Annotated in this window: 34 protein-coding genes; 31 read left to right on the top strand and 3 right to left on the bottom strand. The window is 62.2% G+C overall.

The annotated features are described in order from the left end of the window. Positions 1–149 precede the first annotated feature (149 nt). Positions 150–2,723 (bottom strand): glycogen debranching protein GlgX, encoded by a 2,574-nt coding sequence (glgX, locus tag WD012_RS01650; protein WP_339562052.1) that lies wholly within the window; start codon positions 2,721–2,723, stop codon positions 150–152. Positions 2,724–3,008: 285 nt separating this feature from the next. Between glgX and adhE the strand changes: the two genes are divergently transcribed. Continuing rightward, complete coding sequence (gene adhE / locus WD012_RS01645) at positions 3,009–5,741, top strand: bifunctional acetaldehyde-CoA/alcohol dehydrogenase (protein WP_339562051.1); 2,733 nt, start codon at positions 3,009–3,011, stop codon at positions 5,739–5,741. A 198-nt stretch (positions 5,742–5,939) separates the two neighbouring features. On the opposite strand, the gene WD012_RS01640 is transcribed toward adhE, so the two are convergent. Continuing rightward, positions 5,940–6,806, bottom strand: coding sequence for a YwiC-like family protein (locus WD012_RS01640; RefSeq protein ID WP_339562050.1), 867 nt, complete (start codon positions 6,804–6,806; stop codon positions 5,940–5,942). A gap of 145 nt (positions 6,807–6,951) precedes the next feature. On the opposite strand from WD012_RS01640, the gene WD012_RS01635 reads away from it, so the two are divergent. After that, entirely contained in the window at positions 6,952–7,647 is a 696-nt protein-coding gene (locus WD012_RS01635; RefSeq protein WP_339562049.1) for a TetR/AcrR family transcriptional regulator, read from the top strand. Positions 7,648–7,680: 33 nt separating this feature from the next. Here WD012_RS01635 and WD012_RS01630 read toward each other — a convergent pair whose 3' ends face one another. Beyond that, positions 7,681–8,742 (bottom strand): alpha/beta hydrolase, encoded by a 1,062-nt coding sequence (locus WD012_RS01630; protein WP_339562048.1) that lies wholly within the window; start codon positions 8,740–8,742, stop codon positions 7,681–7,683. A 442-nt stretch (positions 8,743–9,184) separates the two neighbouring features. Here WD012_RS01630 and rpsJ point away from each other — a divergent pair, with 442 nt between their 5' ends. From rpsJ to rplQ, 29 genes are all read left to right on the top strand, one after another. Further along, positions 9,185–9,493, top strand: a complete 309-nt coding sequence (gene rpsJ, locus WD012_RS01625; protein WP_003827292.1) for a 30S ribosomal protein S10 — start codon at positions 9,185–9,187, stop codon at positions 9,491–9,493. 17 nt (positions 9,494–9,510) lie between these two features. Beyond that, complete coding sequence (gene rplC / locus WD012_RS01620) at positions 9,511–10,161, top strand: 50S ribosomal protein L3 (protein WP_339562047.1); 651 nt, start codon at positions 9,511–9,513, stop codon at positions 10,159–10,161. Positions 10,162–10,165: 4 nt separating this feature from the next. Continuing rightward, complete coding sequence (gene rplD, locus WD012_RS01615) at positions 10,166–10,831, top strand: 50S ribosomal protein L4 (RefSeq protein WP_339562046.1); 666 nt, start codon at positions 10,166–10,168, stop codon at positions 10,829–10,831. A 5-nt stretch (positions 10,832–10,836) separates the two neighbouring features. Next, on the top strand, positions 10,837–11,133 hold the full coding sequence (gene rplW / locus WD012_RS01610; protein WP_026502402.1) for a 50S ribosomal protein L23: 297 nt from the start codon (positions 10,837–10,839) through the stop codon (positions 11,131–11,133). A gap of 35 nt (positions 11,134–11,168) precedes the next feature. Further along, positions 11,169–11,999 carry a 50S ribosomal protein L2 gene (gene rplB / locus WD012_RS01605; RefSeq protein ID WP_339562045.1) on the top strand — a complete coding sequence of 277 codons (831 nt, stop codon included), beginning with the start codon at positions 11,169–11,171 and terminating at the stop codon, positions 11,997–11,999. A 15-nt stretch (positions 12,000–12,014) separates the two neighbouring features. After that, entirely contained in the window at positions 12,015–12,293 is a 279-nt protein-coding gene (rpsS, locus tag WD012_RS01600; RefSeq protein WP_015450968.1) for a 30S ribosomal protein S19, read from the top strand. 16 nt (positions 12,294–12,309) lie between these two features. Then, positions 12,310–12,669 (top strand): 50S ribosomal protein L22, encoded by a 360-nt coding sequence (gene rplV, locus WD012_RS01595; protein ID WP_339562044.1) that lies wholly within the window; start codon positions 12,310–12,312, stop codon positions 12,667–12,669. A 2-nt stretch (positions 12,670–12,671) separates the two neighbouring features. Beyond that, positions 12,672–13,490 (top strand): 30S ribosomal protein S3, encoded by an 819-nt coding sequence (gene rpsC, locus WD012_RS01590; RefSeq protein WP_339562043.1) that lies wholly within the window; start codon positions 12,672–12,674, stop codon positions 13,488–13,490. Positions 13,491–13,496: 6 nt separating this feature from the next. Beyond that, the gene (rplP, locus tag WD012_RS01585) at positions 13,497–13,916 is read left to right on the top strand and encodes a 50S ribosomal protein L16 (RefSeq protein WP_015450965.1); all 420 of its coding nucleotides are present in this window, start codon (positions 13,497–13,499) and stop codon (positions 13,914–13,916) included. After that, positions 13,916–14,173, top strand: a complete 258-nt coding sequence (rpmC, locus tag WD012_RS01580) for a 50S ribosomal protein L29 (protein WP_339562042.1) — start codon at positions 13,916–13,918, stop codon at positions 14,171–14,173. The genes rplP and rpmC overlap by 1 nt, the downstream gene beginning before the upstream one ends. Positions 14,174–14,175: 2 nt before the next feature. Then, a complete protein-coding gene (rpsQ, locus tag WD012_RS01575; protein ID WP_339562041.1) occupies positions 14,176–14,442 on the top strand; it encodes a 30S ribosomal protein S17 in 267 nt (88 codons plus the stop codon). Between the two features lie 70 nt (positions 14,443–14,512). Continuing rightward, the gene (rplN, locus tag WD012_RS01570; RefSeq protein WP_339562040.1) at positions 14,513–14,881 is read left to right on the top strand and encodes a 50S ribosomal protein L14; all 369 of its coding nucleotides are present in this window, start codon (positions 14,513–14,515) and stop codon (positions 14,879–14,881) included. Continuing rightward, positions 14,882–15,217, top strand: coding sequence for a 50S ribosomal protein L24 (gene rplX / locus WD012_RS01565; protein WP_339562039.1), 336 nt, complete (start codon positions 14,882–14,884; stop codon positions 15,215–15,217). Further along, complete coding sequence (gene rplE, locus WD012_RS01560; protein WP_339562038.1) at positions 15,214–15,786, top strand: 50S ribosomal protein L5; 573 nt, start codon at positions 15,214–15,216, stop codon at positions 15,784–15,786. Before rplX ends, rplE begins: the two co-directional genes overlap by 4 nt. Before the next feature lies 1 nt (position 15,787). Continuing rightward, positions 15,788–15,973, top strand: coding sequence for a type Z 30S ribosomal protein S14 (locus tag WD012_RS01555; protein WP_003808046.1), 186 nt, complete (start codon positions 15,788–15,790; stop codon positions 15,971–15,973). A gap of 91 nt (positions 15,974–16,064) precedes the next feature. Next, positions 16,065–16,463, top strand: coding sequence for a 30S ribosomal protein S8 (rpsH, locus tag WD012_RS01550; protein WP_026502395.1), 399 nt, complete (start codon positions 16,065–16,067; stop codon positions 16,461–16,463). A 17-nt stretch (positions 16,464–16,480) separates the two neighbouring features. After that, on the top strand, positions 16,481–17,020 hold the full coding sequence (gene rplF / locus WD012_RS01545) for a 50S ribosomal protein L6 (RefSeq protein ID WP_339562037.1): 540 nt from the start codon (positions 16,481–16,483) through the stop codon (positions 17,018–17,020). 1 nt (position 17,021) lies between these two features. Then, positions 17,022–17,393, top strand: a complete 372-nt coding sequence (gene rplR / locus WD012_RS01540) for a 50S ribosomal protein L18 (protein ID WP_339562036.1) — start codon at positions 17,022–17,024, stop codon at positions 17,391–17,393. Further along, on the top strand, positions 17,390–18,118 hold the full coding sequence (gene rpsE, locus WD012_RS01535) for a 30S ribosomal protein S5 (protein WP_339562035.1): 729 nt from the start codon (positions 17,390–17,392) through the stop codon (positions 18,116–18,118). Before rplR ends, rpsE begins: the two co-directional genes overlap by 4 nt. Then, positions 18,118–18,300, top strand: coding sequence for a 50S ribosomal protein L30 (gene rpmD / locus WD012_RS01530; protein ID WP_339562034.1), 183 nt, complete (start codon positions 18,118–18,120; stop codon positions 18,298–18,300). Before rpsE ends, rpmD begins: the two co-directional genes overlap by 1 nt. A gap of 2 nt (positions 18,301–18,302) precedes the next feature. Further along, a complete protein-coding gene (gene rplO / locus WD012_RS01525) occupies positions 18,303–18,758 on the top strand; it encodes a 50S ribosomal protein L15 (protein WP_339562033.1) in 456 nt (151 codons plus the stop codon). Between the two features lie 212 nt (positions 18,759–18,970). After that, entirely contained in the window at positions 18,971–20,308 is a 1,338-nt protein-coding gene (gene secY, locus WD012_RS01520) for a preprotein translocase subunit SecY (RefSeq protein ID WP_339562032.1), read from the top strand. Positions 20,309–20,415: 107 nt separating this feature from the next. After that, positions 20,416–20,976 (top strand): adenylate kinase, encoded by a 561-nt coding sequence (locus tag WD012_RS01515; protein ID WP_339562031.1) that lies wholly within the window; start codon positions 20,416–20,418, stop codon positions 20,974–20,976. Between the two features lie 134 nt (positions 20,977–21,110). Further along, positions 21,111–21,329: a translation initiation factor IF-1 gene (gene infA, locus WD012_RS01510; RefSeq protein ID WP_015450951.1), complete on the top strand. Its 219-nt coding sequence runs from the start codon at positions 21,111–21,113 to the stop codon at positions 21,327–21,329. Positions 21,330–21,349: 20 nt separating this feature from the next. Further along, positions 21,350–21,463, top strand: a complete 114-nt coding sequence (gene rpmJ, locus WD012_RS01505) for a 50S ribosomal protein L36 (protein ID WP_003814578.1) — start codon at positions 21,350–21,352, stop codon at positions 21,461–21,463. 129 nt (positions 21,464–21,592) lie between these two features. Continuing rightward, the gene (gene rpsM / locus WD012_RS01500; protein ID WP_015450950.1) at positions 21,593–21,970 is read left to right on the top strand and encodes a 30S ribosomal protein S13; all 378 of its coding nucleotides are present in this window, start codon (positions 21,593–21,595) and stop codon (positions 21,968–21,970) included. Positions 21,971–22,047: 77 nt separating this feature from the next. Continuing rightward, the gene (gene rpsK, locus WD012_RS01495; protein WP_015450949.1) at positions 22,048–22,446 is read left to right on the top strand and encodes a 30S ribosomal protein S11; all 399 of its coding nucleotides are present in this window, start codon (positions 22,048–22,050) and stop codon (positions 22,444–22,446) included. A gap of 79 nt (positions 22,447–22,525) precedes the next feature. After that, positions 22,526–23,524, top strand: coding sequence for a DNA-directed RNA polymerase subunit alpha (locus WD012_RS01490; RefSeq protein WP_339562030.1), 999 nt, complete (start codon positions 22,526–22,528; stop codon positions 23,522–23,524). 76 nt (positions 23,525–23,600) lie between these two features. Next, positions 23,601–24,251, top strand: a complete 651-nt coding sequence (gene rplQ, locus WD012_RS01485) for a 50S ribosomal protein L17 (protein ID WP_339562029.1) — start codon at positions 23,601–23,603, stop codon at positions 24,249–24,251. Positions 24,252–24,927 lie beyond the last annotated feature (676 nt).

Genomic DNA, 24,927 nt, shown 5'->3' with positions numbered 1-24,927 from the left:
CTCGTGTCAATCGGCGATGTGAGGGAGATATCGAGACATTGTTCTGAATATTCCGGCGATTTCGTCAATATCCGGAGCAATCGAGAAATCGCGGATGCAACGGGTTGAGGCGGCGGCGCAACATGAATGCGCGCCGCCGCCACCTTCAGTCAGTTCGATGAGTCCTCCTGATGAACCGGCGTTATCTGCCGCATCAGCGTGATGCTGTACTCGGGGATCGTCCACGTATTGCGTGCGCCGGATGTGGCGGACGCATGGTCCTTCGCCTGCGATAGCGGCGTGTTGCCTGTGGATTTGCGTGGGCGCGCCGCAGCGCCCGTACCGCCCGTAGCGGCATCGGCCGGGGTGCCGGATGGCTGGACGGCGGGCATGGATGTCATGGCTGACGTCGAGACATGGGCTGTCCGCTGGGCTTGTGCAATGACATCACTCAGCGCATGGCGGGCGGGTTGCGAGGGCATCCAGTTCATGTCCGGGGCGTGGCTGGCGACGTGGACGCTATCGCCGGCCGCCGGCTCGATTCCTTCGGTCTGCGATGAGCTCCACGCAATCTGCCAGAGGCTGTCGGAAGGCAGATGGAAGCTGCGATCGCCTGCGTCGCCGTTGACGACGACCAGCAGGTCGGCGGAATTGCGGGATATCAGCCGCATGACAAAGCTGCGCGAACGGCGGTTCGACCAATCGCGTTCGATGGGTGTCGTGCCGTCGGGCAGGAACCATTGCACGCGGCTGGACTGCTTGAACAGGCCGATCTGGGTGAGTCTGGTGTAGAAATCCTCCGTGTGGAACAGGACGAGCGATTTGCGGATGGAAATCAGCCGCGACACGGATTCGAAGATGCGGATCTTGCGGCGATCATCCTCGGAATCCATCCATTCCCAATGCAGCCAGGTGGTGTCGTTGTCCTGGCAGTAGGCGTTGTTGTTGCCTCCCTGGCTGTTGCCGAATTCGTCGCCTGCCTGCAGCATCGGCGTGCCGAGCGACATGAGCAGGGTGCCGAGCATGTTGAGCACGGCGCGTTCACGTTTGCGCTGGATGGCCGGGTCGTCGGATGGCCCTTCATGCCCGAAATTCACCGAATAGTTGACGTTCGAGCCGTCGTTGTTGTCCTCGCCGTTGGCTTCGTTGTGCTTGCGGGCGTACATGGCCAGGTCGGCCGTGGTGAAGCCGTCGTGGCATGAGATGAAGTTGATGGACGAGGGCGCTCCGCGTCCCGGTTCGGTGGCGAACAGATCGGCGGAACCGCACAGCCTGGTGGCCATTTCCTGCATGCCGATGCCTTCCGCGCCGGGTCGTTCCACGGGGTCGGTGAGCCAGAACTGCCGTACCGCGTTGCGGTAGGCGTCGTTCCATTCGCCGAACGGCATGCCGAACTGCCCGGTCCGCCAGCCTTGGTAGCCGACATCCCACGGTTCCATGATGAGTTTGAGGTTGCCGAGCAGCATGTCGCTGCGCAGGGCGTACAGGAACGGGTGATGCTTGGTGAAATCGCCGTCGAGCCGTGCCAGCGATGCGGCGAGGTCGAAGCGGAAGCCGTCGACGCCTATGCGTTTGGCCCAGTATCGCAGGCTGTCGATGGCGAAGGTGATGACGTGGGTGTTGGTGAAGTCGAGCGTGTTGCCGCAGCCGGTGGTGTCCTCGAGACGTCCGGGGTTATTGTGCTGGTGGCGGTAATAGGACAGTTCGTCCAGGCCGCGCCAGCATACGGTGGGGCCGTCGATCCCGCCTTCGCACGTGTGGTTGTAGACCACGTCCATGATGACTTCGAATCCGGCCTCGTGCAACGCACGCACCATGTCGATGACTTCCTGCCGTACCGCCCGCGGGCCGGAACGCTGGGCTGCCTGGGTGGCGTATGAGGGTTCGGGGGAGAAGTACCCGAGCGTCGAATATCCCCAGTAGTTGTGCTTGCCGCGCTGCTGGAGGAACAGCTCGTCCTGCTTGGCCTGGATCGGCAGCAGCTCGATGGAGGTGACGCCGAGCGCCTGCAGGTACGACAACGTGGTGGGGTGGGCGAGGCCCGCATAGGTGCCGCGCAGTTCGGGCGGCAGCCATGGGGCGTTCGCGGTGAAGCCTTTGACGTGAAGCTCGTAGATGACGGTCTTGCTCCACGGCACGTGGGGGTGTGAGGGCTCGCCTTGGTGCTTGCTGGCGTCCCGGTCGTCGATGGCGACGGATACCGGCATGCTGCCAAGGGAATCCAGGGTGCTCATCTCGCCGTCGGGTGAGCCGTGGACGGTGCCGTTCTCGATGGTGCACGCGTATGAAAACGCGGAGGGGTCGAGTTTCATGGTCCCGTCGATACCTTTGCCGTACGGGTCGAGCAGGATCTTGTGGGGGTTGAAGCGCACATCCTGCCTGGGGTCCCATGGCCCGTCCACTCGGTAGGCGTATCGCATGCCGTCCCATGCCTTGGGCAGGTGGACGTACCACAGTCCGTAGTTCGGGCCGCTCATGGCGAACAGGGTCTCGCGCACGTACAGGGATTCGATGATGCGCGAGCAGATGGGGAACAGCCGTACCTCCTGGGTCCAGGGGACAGGGGAGCCCTTGAACAGGCGGACGGCCTCGTTGTAGAACGCGGACGGCCGGTCGATGGGTTCGTAGACGCACAGCCAGATGCGGTCGGCTGTCTCTGACCTCACGACGGCGTCCGCCCCGCCATCGTCGGTGAAGTAAAGACCTGGCCGGGTGGCGTAACGGTGTAGCGGCGGATTCTTCATGCTGCCATTGTACGGTCCATCAAGGCTGTTTGCGTAACCATGAGGCTATTGGCGGTCATGGTGTGGGGGTATACGCCGCAGGTCCGGCAAAAGTTACCATATTCGAACATTAAGAGTTCAAATGCACACACAAGATGCTCGGCGATTCTCATGAAACGCTCAACATCACGCAAGCGGGACAACGTACCGGATATCCGCTACATTGTGATGCAGGTCACAAATACCCAGTGACAAGCCGCCGTCCGGCGGCGACCCCTTTTGCAGTACAGGCTCGAGGAGGACCAATTGGCAGAAGCAAAGAAAACAGAGGCTACCAAGCCAAGCCCCGAAGAAAAGCTGATCGCGGCCGAGGCCGAGGTCGACGAGCTGGTCAAGAAGGCCCAGGTCGCCCTGAAGGAGTTCGAGAAGCTCGATCAGGAGCAGGTCGACCACATTGTCGCGAAGGCATCCGTCGCCGCGCTGAACAAGCACCTGCAGCTGGCGAAGATGGCCGTGGATGAGACCGGCCGCGGTCTTGTGGAGGACAAGGCGACCAAGAACATCTTCGCGTGCGAGCACGTCACCCATTACCTGGCGGGCCAGAAGACCGTCGGCATCATCCGTTCCGACGATGTCCTCGGCATCGACGAGATCGCCGAGCCGGTCGGCGTGGTCGCCGGCGTCACCCCGGTCACCAACCCGACCTCCACCGCGATCTTCAAGTCGCTCATCGCGCTCAAGACCCGTTGCCCCATTGTTTTCGGCTTCCACCCGTTCGCCCAGAAGTGCTCCGTCGCCGCCGCCAAGATCGTGCGCGACGCAGCCGTCGCCGCCGGCGCCCCGGAGAACTGTATCCAGTGGATCGAGCATCCGTCCATCGAGGCGACCGGCGCCCTCATGCGTCATGACGGCGTCGCCACGATCCTCGCCACCGGCGGCCCCGGCATGGTCAAGGCCGCGTACACCTCCGGCAAGCCGGCCCTCGGCGTCGGCCCGGGCAACGCCCCGGCGTACGTCGATGCGGATGTCGACATCGAGCGCGCCGCCAACGACCTCATCCTCTCGAAGCATTTCGATTACGGCATGATCTGCGCCACCGAGCAGGCGATCATCGCCCACAAGGACGTCTACGACCCGCTGGTCAAGGAGCTCAAGCGCCGCAAGGCCTACTTCGTGAACCCCGACGAGAAGGCCAAGCTCGAGCAGTACATGTTCGGCTGCACCGCCTACTCCGGCGGCTCCCCGAAGCTCAACTCCATCGTGCCGGGCAAGTCCCCGCAGTACATCGCCCATGAGGCGGGCTTCGAAGTGCCGGCCGACGTGACCATCCTCGCCGCCGAATGCAAGGAAGTCGGCGAGATGGAGCCGCTCACCCTCGAGAAGCTCTGCCCGGTGCAGGCCGTGCTGAAGGCCGACAACAAGGAGCAGGCCTTCGAGATGTGCGAGGAGATGCTCAAGCATGGCGCCGGCCACACCGCCGCCATCCACACCAACAACCAGGACCTCGCGCGTGAGTTCGGCCTGCGCATGCACGCCTGCCGCATCATCTGGAACTCCCCGAGCTCCCTCGGCGGCATCGGCGACATCTACAACTCCATCGCCCCGTCCCTGACCCTGGGCTGCGGCTCCTACGGCGGCAACTCGGTGTCCGGCAACGTCCAGGCCGTCAACCTCATCAACATCAAGCGCATCGCACGGAGGAACAACAACATGCAGTGGTTCAAGGTGCCGCCGAAGACCTATTTCGAGCCGAACGCGATCCGGTATCTGCGCGACATGTACAACCTCAACCGCGCGGTCATCGTGTGCGACAAGGTCATGGAGCAGCTCGGCGTGGTCGACAAGATCATCGACCAGCTGCGCGCCCGCCAGAACCGCGTCACCTTCCGCATCATCGACTATGTCGAGCCGGAACCGTCGGTCGAGACCGTCGAGCGCGGCGCTTCCATGATGCGTGACGAGTTCAAGCCCGACACCATCATCGCCGTCGGCGGCGGCTCCGCGATGGACGCCGCGAAGGTCATGTGGCTCATGTACGAGCACCCGGAAATCGCCTTCTCCGATGTGCGCGAGAAGTTCTTCGATATCCGCAAGCGCGCGTTCAAGATCCCGCCGCTCGGCGAGAAGGCCAAGCTCGTGTGCATCCCGACCTCTTCCGGCACCGGTTCGGAAGTCACCCCGTACGCCGTCATCACCGACCACAAGACCGGCTACAAGTACCCGATCACCGATTACGCGCTGACCCCGTCCGTCGCCATCGTCGACCCGGTGCTCGCCCGTACCCAGCCGCGCCGCCTGGCCTGCGACTCCGGCATGGACGCCCTGACCCACGCGATCGAGGCCTACGTGTCCGTGTACTCCAACGACTTCACCGACGCGATGGCGCTGCACGCCATCAAGATCATCTGGGACAACCTGTCCGAGTCCGTCAACGGTGAGGCCGGCCTTGAGAAGACCGCCGCGCAGGAGCACATGCACAACGCCGCCACCATGGCCGGCATGGCCTTCGGCTCCGGCTTCCTGGGCATGTGCCATAGCATGGCGCACACCATCGGCGCGCTGTGCCACGTGGTGCACGGCCACACGAACGCCATCCTGCTGCCGTATGTCATCCGCTACAACGGCCAGGTCCCGTCCGAGCCGACCAGCTGGCCGAAGTACAACAAGTACGTCGCCCCGCAGCGCTACCAGGAGATCGCCCGCCTGATCGGCATCGATCCGGGCAAGACCCCTGAGGAGGGTGTGGAGAACCTCGCCCGCGCCATCGAGGACTACCGCGACAACAAGCTCGGGATGGACGCCAGCTTCAAGGCCTGCGGTGTCGACGAGGATACGTACTGGTCGCTGATCGACCGCATCGGCATGCGCGCCTACGAGGACCAGTGCACGCCGGCGAACCCGCGTATCCCGCTCATCGAGGATATGGAGGATATCGCCATCGCCGCATACTACGGCGTCTCCCAGGCGGAGGGCCACAAGCTGCGCGTCGAGCGTCTCGGCGTCGCCGCCACCGAGGAAGCCTCCGAGCGCGTGAAGTGATGTCCGCGGGGCAGGTCCCCGTTTGGCATTGAACGCCTAGCATGTTGCGCCGTCGTACCCCATCGGGTATGGCGGCGCAACTCATATGTCAGCTGTCAGCTCGTATGCCGGCAGGCCGCAACGGCTCGCGGTGCGGCAGACAGGGCGGCTTGCAAGCGGCATCCAAGGGAACAATGCGTGCAAGCCGCATGCCGTGGTCTACGCCAGGCAGGCGATAATCGTGCATATGGTCGTGATCGCCACGGCGAGGCATTCGGTCATGGCGATCCGTGAGATGACCGGTCGCGCCTGCGAAACCGTGTCCCATGCCCCCACGCGCGCGACCAGAGCCATGGCGGCGACAATCGCGGCCCAAGGACGCACGAACATTCCCGCATATGCCGCGGCGATGACGGCCACCATCATCACGGCATGCCATGCAATCGCAGCGAGACGGTATCGATTGTTGCCGAATTCACGGACCATGCTGCGCACGAACAGCAACGAGCCGATTTCGTACCACAGCATCATGATGGCGACGGTCAGTGAGGTGCGATTGACAGCACTGTCCGGCCACCACGCAAGCATTTCCCACCAGTATATGCTGTCGGGCGGTATCGCGGCTGAGGGATTCGCGGCGGATGGGAACGTCGCCGGAATCGTGCACGACGCGATGACACCCGCCACCTGCGACCATATGCCATGTGTGTCATGGCGAATCATGGTGCTGAACACAGTCACCGCAAGCAGTGCGGCGAACCAGGGAGCCCAACGCAGCAAACCGGGAGCGATAACCAGTGTGGGAATGCCGAAAGCGGCGGTCACCGCGGTGCATATGAGCGCTTCGCGCGCGTACCGGCGGCTCGCCCCGGCGACAATCCACCTGTTGATGGCATATTGCATGCCATAGCACAGCGCCCAGTCCAAGGTGACGAGACATGACATGGCGATGGCGCGGAATCCCGATTGCAGCACGATTGCGGCGATGGCCGGCGCCAGCACCATCGCCCAGCTTCCGGGTTGGCGTGGAATCAGACGCATGCGATGGGCAGCCGTATGTGGTAGGGCGGATCGTCGTGAAGTCATGATGCCATCCTACGGGGGGTCATGCGTGGCACGCCAGAGCGATCAATGCAATCCGGCCATGGTGTGCTGGTACCGGTCAAAGCGCACGTAGCGGCATGCGGCTTGTGGTACTGCATCGTCGCACAACGAATCGTCTTGCCGTCGCGTGTTATCATACCTGCTTGTGACAGCCATAGAACAACCGACAGCCTCCCGGCGCCGCGCCAAGCGTGGGAATTACGCTCCCAGCCGTGCCAGGCGTGAGCAGATAGCCTCAGCCGTACTGCAGATCGTCGACCAATCCGGGTTTGGCGATGTGACCGTCGTTCGCATTTCCGAGCAGACCGGCATACCGCAGTCGAGTGTCCTCTATCATTTCCCCACCAAAGACCACCTGCTGGTCGGCGCCATGGAATATGCGGACACGCTTGACCGTGAACAGCCGGGCTTGGAAGGCACGTGGCCGGAGCTGGGCGAGGAGACGCTCGGCCGGGCGATCGGCATGCGGCTTTCGAAGCGCAACCGTCTGCTGCTGATGACGTATCTTCGTGGGCTTGCCACACAGCAGGATAATCCGGCGAATGCATATCTGGCGCGTAAGGACGAACAGACCATCGACCATTGGACGAGGCTGTGCTCCCGGATGCAGGAACAAGGTACAATGCATAAGGCCCTGGATGCGCGTCGCACGGCGATCCAGATTCTTGCCTTGTGGCAAGGTCTGGTCCAAGCGTATCTGCGCGACGATTCCCTGGAGCCCCAGACTCTGCGTAGCCTGTTCATTGACGGGATGCGCCACTTGATATGCCAGAACTGGCAGGAGTTCCTCACGTACGTGTGTGATCCGAAACTCGGAATCTAGGCGCGGACGACCGTATGGCCGCCAGTCGCGACGCTATGAGAGCAGCCGGTATGAGAAATCGTGAATGAGGCGGAATATGGTTTCGCTTTCCTCGAGCCAGGACATGCAGACGCTGTAGACGTGGCCGAGCGGTTTGCCGGGTTGCGTCTTGACGTCGTGGAGCTCGAAATCCTTGTGCGCGCGTGACAGCGCCGTCGCGAGCGCAAGGCTCTCATATTCGATCATATCGTCGCTGCTTGTGGCCAGGAACATGGGCGGTACCGCGCTATTGCGCACCAGGTCAGTGCTGAACCGGTAGGCGGGGTCGATGGCGGAAAGCCGTTTGAAGAATTGCGGGCCGATAACCGAGACCACATCATCCGGGCGGTCGATGTCGTACGGGTGCGCGCGCTGCGTCTGCGCAGTGAAGGGTGAAAGGTCGAATACGCCCGAGATGGCGGCGACTGCGCGGATCGGCAATCCGGACGGGGCGACCCCGTATGCTGCCGCCGCTGCCGGGTCGCCCTGCAGCGCCGCCTGGTAGAAGGCGAGTGCGCCGCCGGCGGAATCGCCGGTGAGGAACACGTTGCCGAGGTCAATCGGGTAGGCGTCGCCGTGGGCGGCGATCCAGGAGATACCTGCCGAGATATCGCGAAGCTGGCCTATGAAATCGGTTTGCGGTGCGGGACGATAGTTGAGCGAGAAGACGGCGAAGCCATGGTGCGCGAGCGTCACGTTGAAATTACGGTTGAGCTCCTTGTACCCGTAGACGAAACCACCGCCGTGGATATCGATATAGACGGGGTACGCGTGGCCTTGGCGAACGACCGCGTCATGCGGCAGATACAGATCGAGCAGATGGCCGCGCACGCCGTCGTCGAGATACGGGATGTCCGTGATCATATCGATGTCCTCGGGAACGGACCAGTATCTGGAACGCGGCATGTCGCTTCTGGCGAAGGCAAGCCGGGTGTCGCGGATGACCTGTATGGCGTGGTCGTCGTAGCCGCAGCCGGCGAGATCGCCGTCGAACTCGGACCAGTCTGCGGATCGTGGATTGCCGAAGTCGAACTGTGGTGTGGCGCCGAGCGCCGACTCATATCTGATATGTGCCATACGTGCCTCGATTCTGTCAACACCGTTGTCGTCGCGGCGGATACCGTGTCGGTCACCAGTCTAGTCCGGCGGTTCGGTCCCGTAGGGGATTGCGCGTTGCGCCACACCGATGTGGCGGGCCGGCCGAGGATGCCCTATACTCAGGTGGGCTTCGTGTGATGAATGAGCTGTGATGTGTCGGTGCCGGGGACGATGGTCCGCAGGTCGCGACACGCCGCAGAAATCTTATACATGGCACGTGCTTTAATAATCAAGTTGCCTGTTTTAGGCTCGCATATTGGAATCAAAAAAGCGAGCGCGGCGTCGGCGGCTCCGAGTAGGTCGTTGTCTGGCTGCGCACTGATGTGGTTACGGCCGGGGTGTCATGCCCTGGGTCGGGCTCGCCGGTGCCCTGCGACAGGTTGGTAAACAGTAAACGAATCGCTAGAAAGGGCGGACGGCAATGGCGGGACAGAAAATCCGCATCAGGCTTAAGTCCTATGACCATGAGGTCATCGACCAATCGGCGAAGAAAATCGTCGAGACGGTGACGAACGCGGGTGCCACTGTGGTGGGCCCGGTTCCTCTGCCGACCGAGAAGAACGTATTCTGTGTTATCCGTTCTCCTCATAAGTACAAGGATTCTCGCGAGCATTTCGAGATGCGTACGCATAAGCGTCTCATCGACATCGTGGACCCGACCCCGAAGGCCGTGGACTCCCTGATGCATATTGATCTGCCTGCGGATGTCAACATCGAGATCAAGCTGTAAGGGAGGAGGGAACCGCTATGTCACAGAACAAGAATCGCACTGCGCTGCTCGGCCGTAAGCTCGGCATGTCGCAGGTCTGGGACGAGAACGGCTTCTTCGTTCCCGTCACGCTGGTCGACGTGTCCACGAACGTGGTCACCGCGGTCAAGACCGAGGAAACCGACGGCTACAAGGCCGTGCAGCTCGGCTATGGCCAGATCGACCCGACGAAGGTGACCAAGCCGCTCGCTGGCCACTTCGCCAAGGCCGGCGTCACCCCGCGTCGTCACCTCGCCGAGGTGCGCACGGACAACGCCGAGGACTACCAGCCTGGTCAGGAGCTGACCGCTGAGCTGTTCTCCGAGGGCACGCTGGTGGATGTCACCGGCACCACCAAGGGCAAGGGCTTCGCCGGCACCATCAAGCGTTGGGGCTTCAAGTCCTATCGCCGTACCCACGGCTCTCACAAGAACGAACGTCGCCCCGGTTCCGTCGGCGCATGCGCGACCCCGAGCCGTATCCTCAAGGGCAAGCGTATGGCTGGCCGTATGGGCCATGAGACCAACACCGTGCTGAGCCTCACTATCGTCTCCTCCGATGTCGAGAACGGCATCCTCGCCATCAAGGGCGCCATCCCGGGGCCCAAGGGCGGTATCGTTCTCGTCCGTTCGGCAGTGAAGGGAGCCTGAAATCATGGCAAACATTACTCTGAACGTCACTGACGTCAAGGGCCAGGCCGCCGGCACCGTCGAAGCGCCGGCCGAGATTTTCGGCATCTCCGCCGAGGATGTCCACGCCCACATCCCGCTGATCCACCAGGTGGTCATCGCGCAGCTCGCCGCGGCCCGTCAGGGCACCCACGCGGTGAAGAACCGCGCGAAGGTCTCCGGCGGCGGCAAGAAGCCGTGGAAGCAGAAGGGCACCGGCCGTGCGCGCCAGGGCTCCATCCGCGCTCCGCAGTGGTACCACGGTGGCGTCGTCCACGGGCCGGTCCCGCGCGACTACAGCCAGCGCACCCCGCGCAAGATGAAGGCCGCCGCCCTGCGCTACGTGCTTTCCGACCGCGCCAATGCCGGGCATATCGGTGTCATCGATTTCGGTGCCCTCGAGACCCCGTCCACGAAGACCGCCGTTACCGCGCTGAACGCCGTGAGCTCCAACCAGTTCACCACCGTGGTGTTCTCCCGCGACAACATCAACGAGTGGCTGTCGGTGCGCAACATCCCGACCGTCCACCCGATCTTCGCCGATCAGCTCAACACGTACGATGTGGTCACCGCTCAGTACGTCGTCTTCTCCAAGGAAGGCTTCGACGCCTTCGTCGAGGCGAAGACGAAGTCGGCCACGAAGGAGGCCTGATCCACATGGTCGCAATTCACAAGCCAGCACACGACATCATCCTCAAGCCTGTCGTCTCTGAGAAGAGCTACGCCGAGTCCGACCGCGGCCGCTACACCTTCGTTGTGGCGCCGAGCGCGAACAAGGTGCAGATCAAGCAGGCCATCGAAGAGATCTTCAATGTCAAGGTGACGAATGTCAACACCCTCAACCGTGCAGGCAAGCGCAAGCGCACCCGCACAGGTTTCGGTCAGCGCGTCAATCAGAAGCGCGCAATCGTGACCGTGGCCGAGGGCCAGACGATCGACATCTTCGGTAACTGAAGGTTAGCCGACAAAGTCAAAGGAAGAACTACATTATGGCTATCCGCGTTTATAAGCCGACGACTGCAGGCCGTCGCAACGCGTCCGTGTCGGACTTCTCCGACGTCACGCGCTCCACGCCTGAGAAGTCGCTGGTCCGCAAGCTCACCAAGACCGGCGGTCGTAACTCTTACGGCCGTATGACCTCCCGCCATCGCGGCGGCGGCCACAAGCGCCAGTACCGTCTCATCGACTTCAAGCGTTGGGACAAGGACGGCGTGCCGGCCAAGGTCGCTCACATCGAGTACGACCCGAACCGTTCGGCCCGCATCGCGCTGCTGCACTATGCCGATGGTGAGAAGCGCTACATCATCGCTCCGGAAGGCGTCAAGCAGGGCGACACCATTGAGACCGGCGAGAACGCCGATATCAAGCCCGGCAACAACCTGCCGCTGCGCAACATCCCGACCGGTACCATCGTGCACGCCATCGAGCTCCGTCCGCTGGGCGGCGCCAAGATCGCGCGTTCCGCCGGTGCCGCCGTTCAGCTCGTCGCCAAGGATGGCGCCTACGCCCAGCTGCGTATGCCGTCCGGCGAAATCCGCAACGTGGACGCCCGCTGCCGCGCCACCGTCGGTGAGGTCGGCAATGCCGATCACGCCAACATCCAGCTCGGCAAGGCCGGTCGTGCACGTTGGATGGGCAAGCGCCCGATCACCCGTGGTGAATCCATGAACCCGGTCGACCACCCGCACGGCGGTCGTACCCGTGGCGGCAAGCCGCCGGTGTCCCCGTGGGGCAAGGGCGAAGTTCGTACTCGCCGTCCGAAGAAGGCTTCGAACAAGATGATTGTTCGTCGTCGTCCGAATGGCAAGAACCGCAAGTAAGGGAGTGTCGAGTAGATGACTCGTAGCATCAAGAAGGGCCCATTCGTCGACGCCCACTTGCAGAAGAAAGTCGACGAGCAGAACGAGAAGGGCACGCACAACGTCATCAAGACCTGGTCGCGCCGTTCGATGATCACCCCGGACTTCATCGGTCACACCTTCGCCGTCCATGACGGCCGCAAGCATGTGCCGGTGTTCGTCACCGAGGCAATGGTTGGCCACAAGCTCGGCGAGTTCGCCCCGACCAAGACCTTCAAGGGTCATGTGAAGGACGACAAGAAGGCACGCCGCTAAAGAGGAGACAAGACACATGGAAGCTAAAGCAATCGCTCGTCACGTCCGCGTGACGCCGCGCAAGGCTCGCCGCATGGTCGACCTCATCCGAGGCAAGCGTGCGACCGACGCCATCACCATTCTCAAGTTCGCTCCTCAGTCTGCAGCACTTCCCGTGCGCAAGACCCTGGAGAGCGCTATCGCCAACGCCCGCGTGAAGGCCGACAAGGCCGGCGAGCCGTTCCGCGAGAACGACCTGTACATCAAGGAGACCTATGTGGACGAAGGCGTGACGCTCAAGCGTTTCCGCGCCCGTGCCCAGGGCCGTGCCGCTCGTATCAACAAGCGCACCAGCCATATCACGGTCGTTGTCGCTAGCAAGGAAGGAGCCCGCTAAAGATGGGTCAGAAGATCAATCCCTTTGGCTATCGCCTGGGCATCACTGAGAACCATCGTTCCAAGTGGTTCTCCGATTCCAACAAGGTTGGCGAGCGTTACCGCGACTTCGTGCTTGAGGATGACAAGATCCGCAAGACGCTGAGCAAGGATCTCGAGCGTGCGGGCGTGTCCCGCATCGTCATCGAGCGCACCCGCGACCGCGTGCGTGTGGACATCCACACCGCCCGCCCGGGCATCGTGATCGGCCGCCGCGGCGCCGAGGCCGAGCGCGTGCGCGCCAAGCTCGAGAAGCTCACCGGCAAGCAGGTCCAGCTCAACATCTTCGAAGTGAAGAACGCCGCTCTGGACGCCCAGCTGGTCGCCCAGAGCATCGCCGAGCAGCTGACCAACCGCGTCACCTTCCGTCGCGCCATGCGCAAGGCGGAGCAGGACGCGATGCGTGCCGGCGCCAAGGGTATCCGCATCAAGCTCTCCGGCCGCCTCGGCGGTGCGGAAATGAGCCGTTCCGAGTTCTATCGCGAGGGTCGCGTTCCGCTGCAGACTCTCCGCGCCCTCATCGATTACGGCTTCTTCGAAGCCCGCACCACCTACGGCCGTATCGGCGTGAAGGTGTGGATCTACAAGGGCGATATGACTGAGACTCAGTTCGAAGAGCAGCAGGCTCAGCAGAACAACAGCCGTCCGGGCCGTCGCGGCGATCGCCGCCCGCGCCGTGGTGGTCAGCGTTCCGCCCAGTCCAAGCCCGCGACCGAAGCCGCCCAGGCGGCCCCGGCTGCAGCTGAGGCTGAGGCTCCTGCCGCAACGGAAACGAAGGAGTGAGCTGGAATGCTTATCCCAAAGAGAGTTAAATACCGCAAGCAGCATCGTCCGGACCGCCATGGCATGTCCAAGGGCGGCAACGAGATCGCTTTCGGCGATTACGGTATCCAGGCGCTTGCCCCGGCTTATGTGACGAACCGTCAGATCGAAGCCGCGCGTATCGCCATGACCCGTTACATCAAGCGTGGCGGCCGCGTGTGGATCACGATCTTCCCGGATCGCCCGCTGACCAAGCACCCGCTCGGTGCCCGAATGGGTTCCGGTAAGGGCGCCCCTGAGTTCTGGATCGCCGATATCCATCCCGGTCGAGTCATGTTCGAGATCGGCGGTGTCTCGGAGGATGTCGCTCACGAGGCCCTGCGCCGCGCCATCGACAAGCTCCCCATGAAGTGCCGTATTATCGCGCGTGAAGGCGGTGACATCTGATGTCAGTCGGAACTGCAGACTATTCCATCAAGAATCTCAACGAGAAGACCAATGCGGAGATTGAGGGCTTCCTCAAGAAGTCCAAGGAAGAGCTGTTCAACTTGCGCTTCCAGCACGCAACCGGTCAGCTCGAAAACACCGCGCGCCTCAAGGCTGTCAAGCGCGACATCGCCAGGATGTACACTGTCCTGCGTGAACGTGAGCTGGGCATCACCAAGGAGCCCGAGGCTGCGGATACGAAAGCTGAGGAGAAGTAAGCATGGCTGAAAAGCAAGAGCGCAACTTCCGCAAGGTTCGTCGCGGTTACGTCGTGTCCGACGCCATGGACAAGACGATCACCGTCGAGCTCGAGCAGCGTTCGACCCACCCCCTGTACGGCAAGGTCGTGCGCTCCACCCGTAAGGTCAAGGCCCATGATGAACACAACGAAGCCCACGTTGGCGACCTCGTGAGTATTATGGAGACTCGGCCTCTGAGCAAGACCAAGCGTTGGCGTCTCGATACCATTATCGAGCGCGCCAAGTAACAAGTTCGGCAAGGCTCCGCGATCACCCGCAAGGGTGCTCGGGGAGAACCAGCTCGGCTAAGGAGAATCAATGATTCAGCAGGAAACGCGGCTTCATGTCGCCGACAACACGGGTGCCAAGGAGATCCTGGCCATCCGAGTGCTCGGCGGATCGAAGCGACGCTATGCCGGCATCGGCGACATCATCGTCGCCACCGTCAAGGACGCCATTCCTGGCGGGTCGGTCAAGAAGGGCGATGTGGTCAAGGCCGTCGTCGTCCGCACCGTCAAGGAACATCGCCGTGTGGATGGTTCCTACATCAAGTTCGACGAGAACGCCGCTGTGCTCCTCGGTTCCGGCCGTGAGCCCAAGGGCACTCGTATCTTCGGACCGGTCGGTCGTGAACTGCGCGACAAGCGCTTCATGAAGATCGTGTCCCTCGCTCCGGAGGTGATCTGAATGGTAGCCAAGATCAAGAGCGGCGACCAGGTCAAGGTCATCCGCGGCAAGGATCGCGGCAAGGAAGGCAAGGTCTTGCGGGTGCTGCCCAACGATCGTCTGATCGTCGAGGGTGTGCAGATCGTCAAGAAGCACGTGCGCGCCACCCAGCAGGGCCAGCAGGCCGGCATCGTGGCCGTCGAGGCGCCGATCCATCGCTCCAACGTGATGCTGATCGACCCGGAGACCAAGCAGCCGACCCGCGTCGGCGTGATCGTTAAGCAGGAGGCCCGTGACGGCAAGGTGAAGACCGTGCGCGTGCGTGTCGCCAAGAAGTCCGGAAAGGAGCTGGCATGACCGATACCACTGTCGAAGCGCCGGCAACTCCGCGCTTGAAGCAGAAGTACTTCGACCAGATCGTGCCTGAGCTCGAGAAGGAATTCAAGTATTCCAACCCGATGCAGGTCGCGCGTCTGCAGAAGGTCGTCGTCTCCATGGGCGTCGGTGCCGCTGCCCGCGACTCCAAGCTCATCGAAGGCGCCGTGAAGGACCTGACGGCGATCACCGGCCAGAAGCCCAAGATCACCCACGCGAAGAAGTCCGTCGCGCAGTTCCATCTGCGTGAGGGCCAGGCCATCGGCGCGTTCGTCACGCTCCGTGGCGACCGCATGTGGGAGTTCCTCGACCGTCTTCTCACGACTGCGCTGCCGCGCATCCGCGATTTCCGCGGTATCAACGGCGACCAGTTCGACGGCCAGGGCAACTACAACTTCGGTCTCACCGAGCAGTCCATGTTCCATGAGATCGATCCGGATTCCATCGACCACGTCCGCGGCATGGATATCACCGTGGTGACGAACACCAAGGACGACAAGGAAGCCCGCGTGCTGCTCAAGCACCTCGGTTTCCCCTTCAAGGAGAACTGAAATGGCAAAAACCGCTCTGAAGAACAAGGCGGCCGCCAAGCCGAAGTTCAAGGTGCGCGCCTACACGCGTTGCCAGGTTTGTGGTCGTCCCCACTCCGTGTACCGCAAGTTCGGCCTGTGCCGCATCTGCCTTCGCGAGAAGGCTCACCGTGGCGAGCTGCCCGGAGTTACGAAGTCCAGTTGGTAAACATCGACGCTGAAGGTCCGCGGCCTGACCGGGTGCCTACGGGCACCCGGGAGGGCGGCGGAAACCACGGCGAGAAAGGGCGTTAGCCCACATGACAATGACAGATCCGATCGCAGACATGCTTACGCGTCTGCGTAATGCGAGCGCGGCAAAGCACGAGACCGTGGATATGCCGTACTCCAAGTTCAAGGCGAACATCGCCGAGATCCTCAAGCGCGAAGGCTACATCGCCGATTTCACGGCGAAGGAAGCGAAGGTCGGCCAGACCCTCGAGATCACGCTGAAGTACGGGCCTCACGGCGAGCGTTCCATCCAGGGCATCAAGCGTATTTCGAAGCCGGGCATGCGTCGCTACGCGAAGTCCGACTCCCTGCCGATGCCGCTCGGTGGCCTCGGTGTCGCCATCATCTCGACAAGCTCGGGACTGCTGACCCAGAAGGAATGCCTCGACCGGGGCATTGGCGGCGAGATTGTCGCCTACGTTTGGTGAGAAAGGAGAGCTGAATCATGGCATCGCATATTGGTAAGCTCCCCGTCACCGTTCCGGCTGGCGTGGAAGTGAAGATCGAAGGTCAGAACTTCTCCGCGAAGGGCCCGAAGGGCTCCGACTCCTTCGTCATCCCCGATGGCATCACCGGCAAGGTCGAAGGCAACGAAATCCTGCTGACCCCGGCCGATGACCTGCGCCCGACCCGTGCCAAGCACGGTCTGGCCCGCGCCATCATCGCCTCCATGGTCAAGGGTGTGCACGAGGGCTACACCAAGACCCTCGATATCGTCGGCACCGGTTACCGCGCGCAGCTCAAGGGCAAGAGCATCGAGTTCTCCCTTGGCTACTCGCACACCATCACCGTCGACCCGCCGGAAGGCATTGAGTTCGAACTGCCGAACGCCAACCAGGTGATCGTCAAGGGCACCGACAAGCAGGCCGTTGGCCAGGCTGCCGCGAACATCCGCAAGCTTCGTGCCCCGGAACCCTACAAGGGCAAGGGCATCAAGTACAGCGACGAGCACATCCTGCGCAAGGCTGGAAAGGCTGGTAAGTGATATGAGCGTCAAGATTTTCGGCAAGGGCAAGAAGGTCTCCCGTCTTCGTCGTCACGCCCGCCTGCGCAAGCGCATTTCCGGTACCCCGGAGCGTCCGCGCCTGGTGGTCACCCGTTCCAACCGCCACATGGAGGCCCAGATCGTGGACGACACCAAGGGCATCACCCTGGCGAGCGCGTCCACCCTCACCCACGATTTCGATGGGTTCAAGGGCACCAAGACCGAAGCGGCCAAGAAGGTCGGTGAACTTGTCGCCCAGCGCGCCAAGGACGCCGGTATCACCCAGGTCGTCTTCGACCGTGGTGGCTACAAGTACCATGGTCGCGTCGCAGCTGTCGCTGAAGGCGCCCGCGAGGGAGGTCTGGCACTGTGAGCGATAACGAGAAGGAAACCCAAGTGGCTGAAGAAACTCAGAACACTCAGGCTGCTGCAGAGAACAACGATGAGCGCAAGTCCCGTCGTGGCCAGCGCGGTGAAGGCCGTCGCGGCGAGCGTCGCAACCGTCGTGAGGACAATCACGGCGACGAGCTGCTCGATCGCGTCGTCACCATCAACCGAGTCTCCAAGACCCACAAGGGCGGTCGTACGTTCAGCTTCGCCGCTCTCGTGGTGGTCGGCGACGGCAACGGCACCGTCGGTGTCGGCTACGGCAAGTCCCGTGAGGTCCCGGCTGCTATCGCCAAGGGCCAGCTGGACGCCAAGAAGCACATGTTCACTGTTCCGCGCGTCAAGGGCACCATCACCCACCCGGTGATCGGCCATGACGCGGCCGGCACGGTCCTGCTTCGCCCGGCCGCTCCCGGTACCGGCGTTATCGCCGGCGGCGCTGTCCGCGCCGTCATGGAGTGCGCCGGCATCTCCGACATCCTGACCAAGTCCATGGGCTCCGCAACCGCGGTGAACGTGGTGCGTGCTACCGTCGCTGCCCTCAAGCAGCTCGAAGAGCCGGAAGAGATCGCCGCCCGCCGTGGCCTGACCTTGGAAGAGGTCGCCCCGGACGCGCTGCTCCGCGCTCGCGCCGAAGGCATCGCCGAGGCCCGCAAGGCTCGTGAAGAAGCCCAGGCCCAGGCCGCCGCAGACAACAAGGATGGTGAGTGATGGCTAACCTCAAGATCACCCTGATCCACGGCGTGGTGAACACCACCCCCCGCCAGCGTGCCACCGTGCAGACCCTGGGCCTGCGCAAGATCGGCCAGAGCGTTGTGCGTGAGGACACCCCCGCCAACCTTGGCCTGGTCAACGCTGTGCGCCACCTGGTCACCGTCGAGGAGGCTGACTGATTATGGCAAACGAAGAACCTCAGATCCTGCAGATGCATGATCTGCACCCGGCTCCGGGCGCCAAGAAGGACCGTATCCGCGTTGGTCGCGGTGAAGGTTCCAAGGGCAAGACCGCTGGCCGTGGCGCCAAGGGTACGAAGAAGCGTTATCAGGTTCGTCCTGGCTTCGAAGGCGGACAGCTGCCGCTGTACATGCGCCTGCCGAAGCTGCGCGGCTTCAAGAGCCCGTTCAAGCAGGAATACCAGGTCGTCAACATCGCAGCGCTCAACGAGCTGTTCCCTGAGGGCGGCGAGATCACTGTGGAAGACCTGGTCAAGAAGGGCGCTGTCCGCAGCGGCCACCCGGTCAAGATCCTCGGCGATGGTGACACCAAGCTCGCGTTCACCATCAAGGGCGTGAAGGCTTCTGCCTCCGCCAAGGCCAAGATCGAGGCCGCGGGCGGTTCCATCTCCGAGTGAACTCGGCGGTAACCGTCTGAATATTGCATGTGACCCTCTCCCTCATGCAGGGGGAGGGTCACGTTGTTTGAACAGGGTCTGCCCATGCCGGTATCGGGACGTGCACGGGCGCGCGTCAGGTAGACGGCATAAGCTACACTGTTAATCTTAGAGTGTGTAATTTGCACGGTTGCGTGGTTTCCTCGCGCAAGACACAAGGGAAGGAACCCCAGGTGAGGACGTTAATCCAGGCCTTCAAAACCAAGGAGCTGAGGAACAAGATCCTCTTCGTGCTTGGTATGATCATCATCTACCGTATCGGCTCGTTCATCCCAACGCCGGGTGTGGACGTCAAGGTCGTGCAGCAGTGCGTCGGCAAGATGAGCACGGTATCCGAGAACTTCATCGGCCTGGTCAACCTCTTCTCGGGCGGCGCCATGCTGCAGCTGTCGATCTTCGCGCTCGGCGTCATGCCGTACATCACCGCGTCGATCGTCATCCAGCTGCTGCGCGTGGTCATCCCCCGTTTCGAGGCGCTGCACAAGGAAGGCCAGTCCGGCGAGGCGAAACTGACCCAGTACACCCGGTACCTCACCATCGGTCTGGCGGTGTTGCAGTCCACCACCATCCTGGTGACCGCCCGCTCCGGCGCCCTGTTCAACTACCAGTGCTCCCAGGTCATCCCGAACGATTCCGTGTGGAACCTCGTGGTCATGGTCCTGATCATGACCGGCGGCACCGGCTTCATCATGTGGATGGCCGAGCTCATCACCGACAAGGGCATCGGCCAGGGCATGTCTATCCTCATCTTCATGTCCATCTGCTCCGGCTTCCTGCCGCAGCTGTGGGAGATCGGCTGGGGCACCAACGGCAAGAACGGCGACTGGACCAAGTTCGGCATCGTCGTCGGCGTGCTTCTGGTCATCATGATCTTCGTGGTGTACGTCGAACTCGCCCAGCGCCGGATCCCCGTCCAGTACACGCGCCGCATGATCGGCCGCAAGATGTACGGCGGATCGTCCACCTACCTGCCGCTCAAGGTCAATATGAGCGGCGTCATCCCGCCGATCTTCGCCTCCTCCATCCTGTCCATCCCGACCCTGATCGCCCAGTTCGGCAACAGCAACCAAAGCTGGGTCAAGTGGATCAACACGAACCTCGGCAGCACCACGACCGTGTGGTATATCGTGCTGTACGCGATTCAGATCGTGTTCTTCACCTTCTTCTACACGTCCATCACCTTCGATCCGGACGAGGTCGCGGACAACATGAAGGATTACGGCGGGTTCATCCCGGGCATCCGTGCGGGCAGTGCCACAAGCCGCTACCTGTCCTACGTCATGAACAGGCTGAACACCGTAGGCGCCATCTACCTCCTGTTCGTCGCCCTGATCCCGACCGTCCTCATCATGGCGATGCAACTGAACAACCGTCTGCCCTTCGGCGGTACCACGATCCTGATCATCGCAGGCGTCGGCCTTGACACCCTGCGTCAGGCGAAGGCCCAGACCGAACAGTTCCAGTACACCGGCTTCCTGTTCGAAAACACCGACCACGTCGAAGGCAAGTGACGTTCACGGGCGGTCGCCGATATGCGGCGGCCGCCCGTTGCGCGCCGCATGACATTCACCATCACCATCGGCTGCGATGAAAGGCGGCCATCGAAGAAAGGAACACCATGCGTCTTCTGATCATGGGACCGCAGGGCGTCGGCAAGGGAACCCAGGCCGCGCTGCTGAGCAAGCACTATGACATCCCCGCCATCTCCACCGGCGATATCTTCCGGTACAACCTGAAGAACCAGACGGAACTCGGCAAGCAGGCCCAGGCATACATCGACAAGGGCGAGCTGGTGCCGGACGAGCTGACCAACTCCATCGTCAAGGACCGTCTGGCCAAGGACGATACCAAGAACGGCTGGATCCTCGACGGTTACCCGCGCAACGCGGCCCAGGTCGAAGCCCTCGACAAGATGCTCGAAGAGCTCGGCACCCCGCTTGACTACGCCGTGGCGCTCGACGCCGCGCAGGATATCCTCCTTGAGCGTATGAAGAAGCGCGCCGCCGAGGAAGGCCGCTCCGACGACACTCCGGAGGCGATCGCCAAGCGTCTGGAAACCTACGCGAAGGAGACCGCGCCGCTGCTCGACATCTACCGCGGCCGCGGCAAGCTCGTCAGCGTCAACGGAGTCGGCGAGATCGAAGCCATCAACAAGGAGATCATCGCCAAGCTCGGCTGAGACGGGCACTGATGCGATTACAGCGGATATTCCAACACGCCGAGTGTCGGAATATCCGCTGTTCATGTATTATTGCAAGTTGGTGTGTCTTCGGACACCCAGAGTAATTCGTCTGAGGAACGGAACGAGAGCTTATGGCTAAAGACGGTGTGATTGAAGTCGAAGGCAAGGTAGTGGAAGCACTGCCGAACGCGATGTTTCGCGTGGAACTTGAGAACAAGCACATCGTGCTGGCAACGATTTCGGGAAAGATGCGCAAGAACTACATCCGTATTCTTCCGCAGGACCGGGTCGTACTGGAGATGAGCCCCTACGATCTCAACCGCGGACGTATTACGTACCGTTACAAGTAAGGTACAAGCAAAGGAAAACCATGAAGGTCAGCCCTAGTGTGAAGAGGATCTGCGAAAACTGCCGCGTGATCCGTCGTCACGGCCGCGTCATGGTGATCTGCACGAACCCGCGCCACAAGCAGCGCCAGGGCTGAGAGCAGATTTCCAGCGGCACAACCAAAAAGGCACTGAATCACAGCGCAAGCTGAACCCCGGGTACGCAGGCCCGGGCCGGGACAACCGGACGATTCGGTGTAAGACCTGCGCAAAGTGAAGGAATCGCAATGGCACGTCTTGCCGGAGTCGACATCCCAAATGAGAAGCGCATCGAGATCGCGCTCACCTACATCTTCGGTGTAGGCCGCACTCGTGCGAAGGAAACGCTTGCCGCGACCGGAATCAATCCGGATACCCGCGTCAAGGATCTTACGGATGAGCAGCTCATCACGCTGCGCGACTATCTTGAAGCCAACTACAAGATCGAAGGCGATCTGCGTCGTGAAATCGATGCGGACATCCGTCGTAAGATCCAGATCAACTGCTACCAAGGCCAGCGTCACCGTAGGGGACTTCCTGTGCGCGGACAGCGCACCAAGACCAACGCCCGCACCCGCAAGGGCCCGAAGCGTACGGTCGCCGGAAAGAAGAAGGCCACCAAGTAAGGTGGTGTGACCCGGGCCACGAGTCGGACTAACTCATCGTCCGGGCATTCAAGTTCGTTACTAGGAAACGAGGGTCAATGGCAGCTAACAAGCAAGCCGCGCGCAAGCCGCGTCGCCGGGACCGCAAGTCGGTGCCGGTCGGGCAGGCGCACATCAAGTCCACTTTCAATAACACCATCATCTCGATCACCGACCCGTCCGGGGCAGTTGTGTCCTGGGCTTCCGGTGGCGATGTCGGCTTCAAGGGCTCCCGCAAGTCCACGCCGTACGCCGCTGGCATGGCCGCCGAGTCCGCCGCCCGCAAGGCGATGGAGCACGGCGTCAAGAAGGTCGACGTGTTCGTCAAGGGCCCGGGTTCCGGCCGTGAGACCGCCATCCGTTCCCTGCAGTCCGCCGGACTCGAGGTCGGTTCCATCACCGACGTCACCCCACAAGCGCATAACGGCGTTCGTCCTCCGAAGCGTCGTCGCGTCTGAGCACTTTCACAATCCACCCATCCAACCCGCTTATGGCCGGTGAGTGCACCACCGATCAGAAGCTGAAAGGATAACCACAGTGCTTATCGCACAGCGTCCGACACTTACCGAGGAATCTCTCAATCCACAGCGCTCGCGCTTCGTCATTGAGCCGCTCGAGCCAGGCTTCGGCTATACGCTCGGCAACTCTCTGCGCCGCACGCTGCTCAGCTCCATCCCGGGTGCCGCGGTGACTTCGGTCCGCATCTCCGGCGCGCTGCATGAGTTCACCACTCTGCCTGGCGTGGTCGAGGATGTCACCGAGATCCTGCTCAACATCAAGGGCATCGTGCTGACCAGCGAGTATGACGAGCCGGTGGTCATGTATCTGCGCAAAAGCGGTAAGGGCGAGGCGACGGCGGGAGATATCACGCCGCCGGCCGGCGTCACCATCGCTAATCCGGATCTGCACATCGCCACACTCGAGGACGATGGCGAGCTCGAAATCGAGTTCACTGTCGAACGTGGACGTGGTTATGTGCCCGCTCAGATGAACAAGCAGGAGAACGACGAAATCGGCCGTATCCCGGTCGATTCCATCTACTCCCCGGTCCTCAAGGTGAGCTACAAGGTCGAGGCCACGCGCGTGGAACAGCGCACCGACTTCGACAAGCTCATCCTGGACGTGGAGACGAAGCCCGCCATCAGTCCTCGCGATGCGGTGGCGTCCGCCGGCTCAACCCTGGTCGAGCTCTTTGGCCTGTGCCGTGAGCTCAACACCCAGGCTGAGGGCGTCGAGGTGGGCCCGGCACCGGTTGCCGAGGAGACCAACCCCGAGATGTCCATCCCGATCGAGGATCTCAACCTCACGCAGCGCAGCTACAACTGCCTCAAGCGCGAGGGGATCCATACCATCGGCGAGCTGGTGTCCCACACCGAGCAGGATCTGCTTGACATCCGCAATTTCGGTATGAAGTCCATCGACGAGGTCAAGGAGAAGCTGCAAGGTCTCGGCCTGTCGCTTAAGCCTTCACCGCTCGGCGGCTTCGATACCAACAACCTCGAAGGTGGCACCTTCTTCTCGCCGGAAGACGAGTGACGCCACTTTTGACCAACCGTCCCACACCGGATGTTCGGGCATCTGCCCACCTGGTCCGGGACAATAAGGAGTAAACATGCCAACACCGAAGAAAGGCCCGCGTCTGGCGTCCAGCCCGGCACATGAGCGTCTGATGCTCGCGAACATGGCGACCAGCCTGTTCCGCAACGGCAGCATCAAGACCACCCTGCCGAAGGCCAAGCGTCTGCGTCCGCTGGCCGAGCGCCTGATCACCTTCGCCAAGCGCGGTGATCTGCACTCCCGCCGTCGCGTGATGCGCGTCATCCGTGACAAGTCCGTTGTCCACAAGCTCTTCACCGAGATTGCCGAACAGATGGAGCAGCGCGAGGGTGGCTACACCCGCATCGTCAAGATCGCCCCGCGTCGTGGTGATTCCGCGCCGCAGGCCATCATCGAGCTCGTCACCGAGCCGGTCGCCAAGAAGGCCGTGGTGAAGGAAGCCGAAGCCGCCGCGAAGACCGCAGCCAAGGAAGACAGCGAAGCTGTCGCCGCCGCCGCTGACGCCGCGATCGCCGATGGCGCCGCCAAGGACGCCGTCGATCAGGCTGTCGCCGCGAACGAGGCCGGCAATGATGTTGCCGCCGCCGATGCCGCAGCCGTCGATCTTGACAAGACCGCTGACGCGGCCGATGCCGAGGCCGCCGAGCAGGCCGAGGAAGCCGACGTGGCCGATGAGGCCAAGAAGGCTGCCGACGAAGCCAAGTGAGCCTGTCAGCGCTCGTGTGACGTGTTGACGTCTGCACGCTGATTGCACGGGGTCGAATCCACATGGGTTCGGCCCCGTTTTCATTGTCCGCGTTCATGCGTGCTGTGGTATCTGCGCACTGTGTGGCATCTGTGCGCCGGTTTCGCAGCCCGCGGCTTGAGACATCCGGCTTGCTTTCCTCCTGTTGCTGGCGCTGGTAACCGGCGGCGCTCCTCGCTGTGTGAGCCGATCTTCACGCACAGGCCGTCGGGGAGCCGCAGTCGTCCGATGGTGGCACTTCCACATGCCGTGGCGTGAGCGGATCCTCACACACTGGGCGTTGGACAGATGCTATCTGCCGATTTCAGCCCTCGAACCTACCGTTGCGTGAGCCAATCCTCACATGCTGGGCATCGGATCGGTGCAGCCGGCTGTTTCCAGCCTTCACGCCGCCCATGGTGTGAGTGCATGCTCACACATTGGTGTGTGTCATAGTCAGCGGTTCGCGCAGGGGGAGTGCGGCTTGTCGGCGATCTCCGGGTCATCGCGCTACGTATGGCCGGGCATACGCGACAGGACGGAACGACCTCGGACGGGCTATGGCGAGGAAGATGGGGCGGTGTACTCATGCCCCGACATACGCATCGCCCCGCATCATCCGGTATGACGGCGGTGCCGGATGGTATCTGACAGGAAA

Origin of the sequence: Bifidobacterium thermophilum, assembly GCF_037482445.1 — a bacterium.
GTDB classification, from domain to species: Bacteria; Actinomycetota; Actinomycetes; order Actinomycetales; family Bifidobacteriaceae; genus Bifidobacterium; species Bifidobacterium thermophilum_B.
The sequence above is the reverse complement of the archived record's forward strand: the minus strand, read 5'-3'. Positions and strand labels throughout refer to the sequence as shown.

Excerpts from the sequence above, each read along its gene's own strand:
- glgX (WP_339562052.1), bottom strand. The coding sequence starts at position 2,723 with ATGAAGAATCCGCCGCTACACCGTTACGCCACCCGGCCAGGTCTTTAC.
- WD012_RS01640 (WP_339562050.1), bottom strand. The coding sequence starts at position 6,806 with ATGACTTCACGACGATCCGCCCTACCACATACGGCTGCCCATCGCATG.
- WD012_RS01630 (WP_339562048.1), bottom strand. The coding sequence starts at position 8,742 with ATGGCACATATCAGATATGAGTCGGCGCTCGGCGCCACACCACAGTTC.
- rpsJ (WP_003827292.1), top strand. The coding sequence starts at position 9,185 with ATGGCGGGACAGAAAATCCGCATCAGGCTTAAGTCCTATGACCATGAG.
- rplC (WP_339562047.1), top strand. The coding sequence starts at position 9,511 with ATGTCACAGAACAAGAATCGCACTGCGCTGCTCGGCCGTAAGCTCGGC.
- rplD (WP_339562046.1), top strand. The coding sequence starts at position 10,166 with ATGGCAAACATTACTCTGAACGTCACTGACGTCAAGGGCCAGGCCGCC.
- rplW (WP_026502402.1), top strand. The coding sequence starts at position 10,837 with ATGGTCGCAATTCACAAGCCAGCACACGACATCATCCTCAAGCCTGTC.
- rplB (WP_339562045.1), top strand. The coding sequence starts at position 11,169 with ATGGCTATCCGCGTTTATAAGCCGACGACTGCAGGCCGTCGCAACGCG.
- rpsS (WP_015450968.1), top strand. The coding sequence starts at position 12,015 with ATGACTCGTAGCATCAAGAAGGGCCCATTCGTCGACGCCCACTTGCAG.
- rplV (WP_339562044.1), top strand. The coding sequence starts at position 12,310 with ATGGAAGCTAAAGCAATCGCTCGTCACGTCCGCGTGACGCCGCGCAAG.
- rpsC (WP_339562043.1), top strand. The coding sequence starts at position 12,672 with ATGGGTCAGAAGATCAATCCCTTTGGCTATCGCCTGGGCATCACTGAG.
- rplP (WP_015450965.1), top strand. The coding sequence starts at position 13,497 with ATGCTTATCCCAAAGAGAGTTAAATACCGCAAGCAGCATCGTCCGGAC.
- rpmC (WP_339562042.1), top strand. The coding sequence starts at position 13,916 with ATGTCAGTCGGAACTGCAGACTATTCCATCAAGAATCTCAACGAGAAG.
- rpsQ (WP_339562041.1), top strand. The coding sequence starts at position 14,176 with ATGGCTGAAAAGCAAGAGCGCAACTTCCGCAAGGTTCGTCGCGGTTAC.
- rplN (WP_339562040.1), top strand. The coding sequence starts at position 14,513 with ATGATTCAGCAGGAAACGCGGCTTCATGTCGCCGACAACACGGGTGCC.
- rplX (WP_339562039.1), top strand. The coding sequence starts at position 14,882 with ATGGTAGCCAAGATCAAGAGCGGCGACCAGGTCAAGGTCATCCGCGGC.
- rplE (WP_339562038.1), top strand. The coding sequence starts at position 15,214 with ATGACCGATACCACTGTCGAAGCGCCGGCAACTCCGCGCTTGAAGCAG.
- WD012_RS01555 (WP_003808046.1), top strand. The coding sequence starts at position 15,788 with ATGGCAAAAACCGCTCTGAAGAACAAGGCGGCCGCCAAGCCGAAGTTC.
- rpsH (WP_026502395.1), top strand. The coding sequence starts at position 16,065 with ATGACAATGACAGATCCGATCGCAGACATGCTTACGCGTCTGCGTAAT.
- rplF (WP_339562037.1), top strand. The coding sequence starts at position 16,481 with ATGGCATCGCATATTGGTAAGCTCCCCGTCACCGTTCCGGCTGGCGTG.
- rplR (WP_339562036.1), top strand. The coding sequence starts at position 17,022 with ATGAGCGTCAAGATTTTCGGCAAGGGCAAGAAGGTCTCCCGTCTTCGT.
- rpmD (WP_339562034.1), top strand. The coding sequence starts at position 18,118 with ATGGCTAACCTCAAGATCACCCTGATCCACGGCGTGGTGAACACCACC.
- rplO (WP_339562033.1), top strand. The coding sequence starts at position 18,303 with ATGGCAAACGAAGAACCTCAGATCCTGCAGATGCATGATCTGCACCCG.
- WD012_RS01515 (WP_339562031.1), top strand. The coding sequence starts at position 20,416 with ATGCGTCTTCTGATCATGGGACCGCAGGGCGTCGGCAAGGGAACCCAG.
- infA (WP_015450951.1), top strand. The coding sequence starts at position 21,111 with ATGGCTAAAGACGGTGTGATTGAAGTCGAAGGCAAGGTAGTGGAAGCA.
- rpmJ (WP_003814578.1), top strand. The coding sequence starts at position 21,350 with ATGAAGGTCAGCCCTAGTGTGAAGAGGATCTGCGAAAACTGCCGCGTG.
- rpsM (WP_015450950.1), top strand. The coding sequence starts at position 21,593 with ATGGCACGTCTTGCCGGAGTCGACATCCCAAATGAGAAGCGCATCGAG.
- rpsK (WP_015450949.1), top strand. The coding sequence starts at position 22,048 with ATGGCAGCTAACAAGCAAGCCGCGCGCAAGCCGCGTCGCCGGGACCGC.
- rplQ (WP_339562029.1), top strand. The coding sequence starts at position 23,601 with ATGCCAACACCGAAGAAAGGCCCGCGTCTGGCGTCCAGCCCGGCACAT.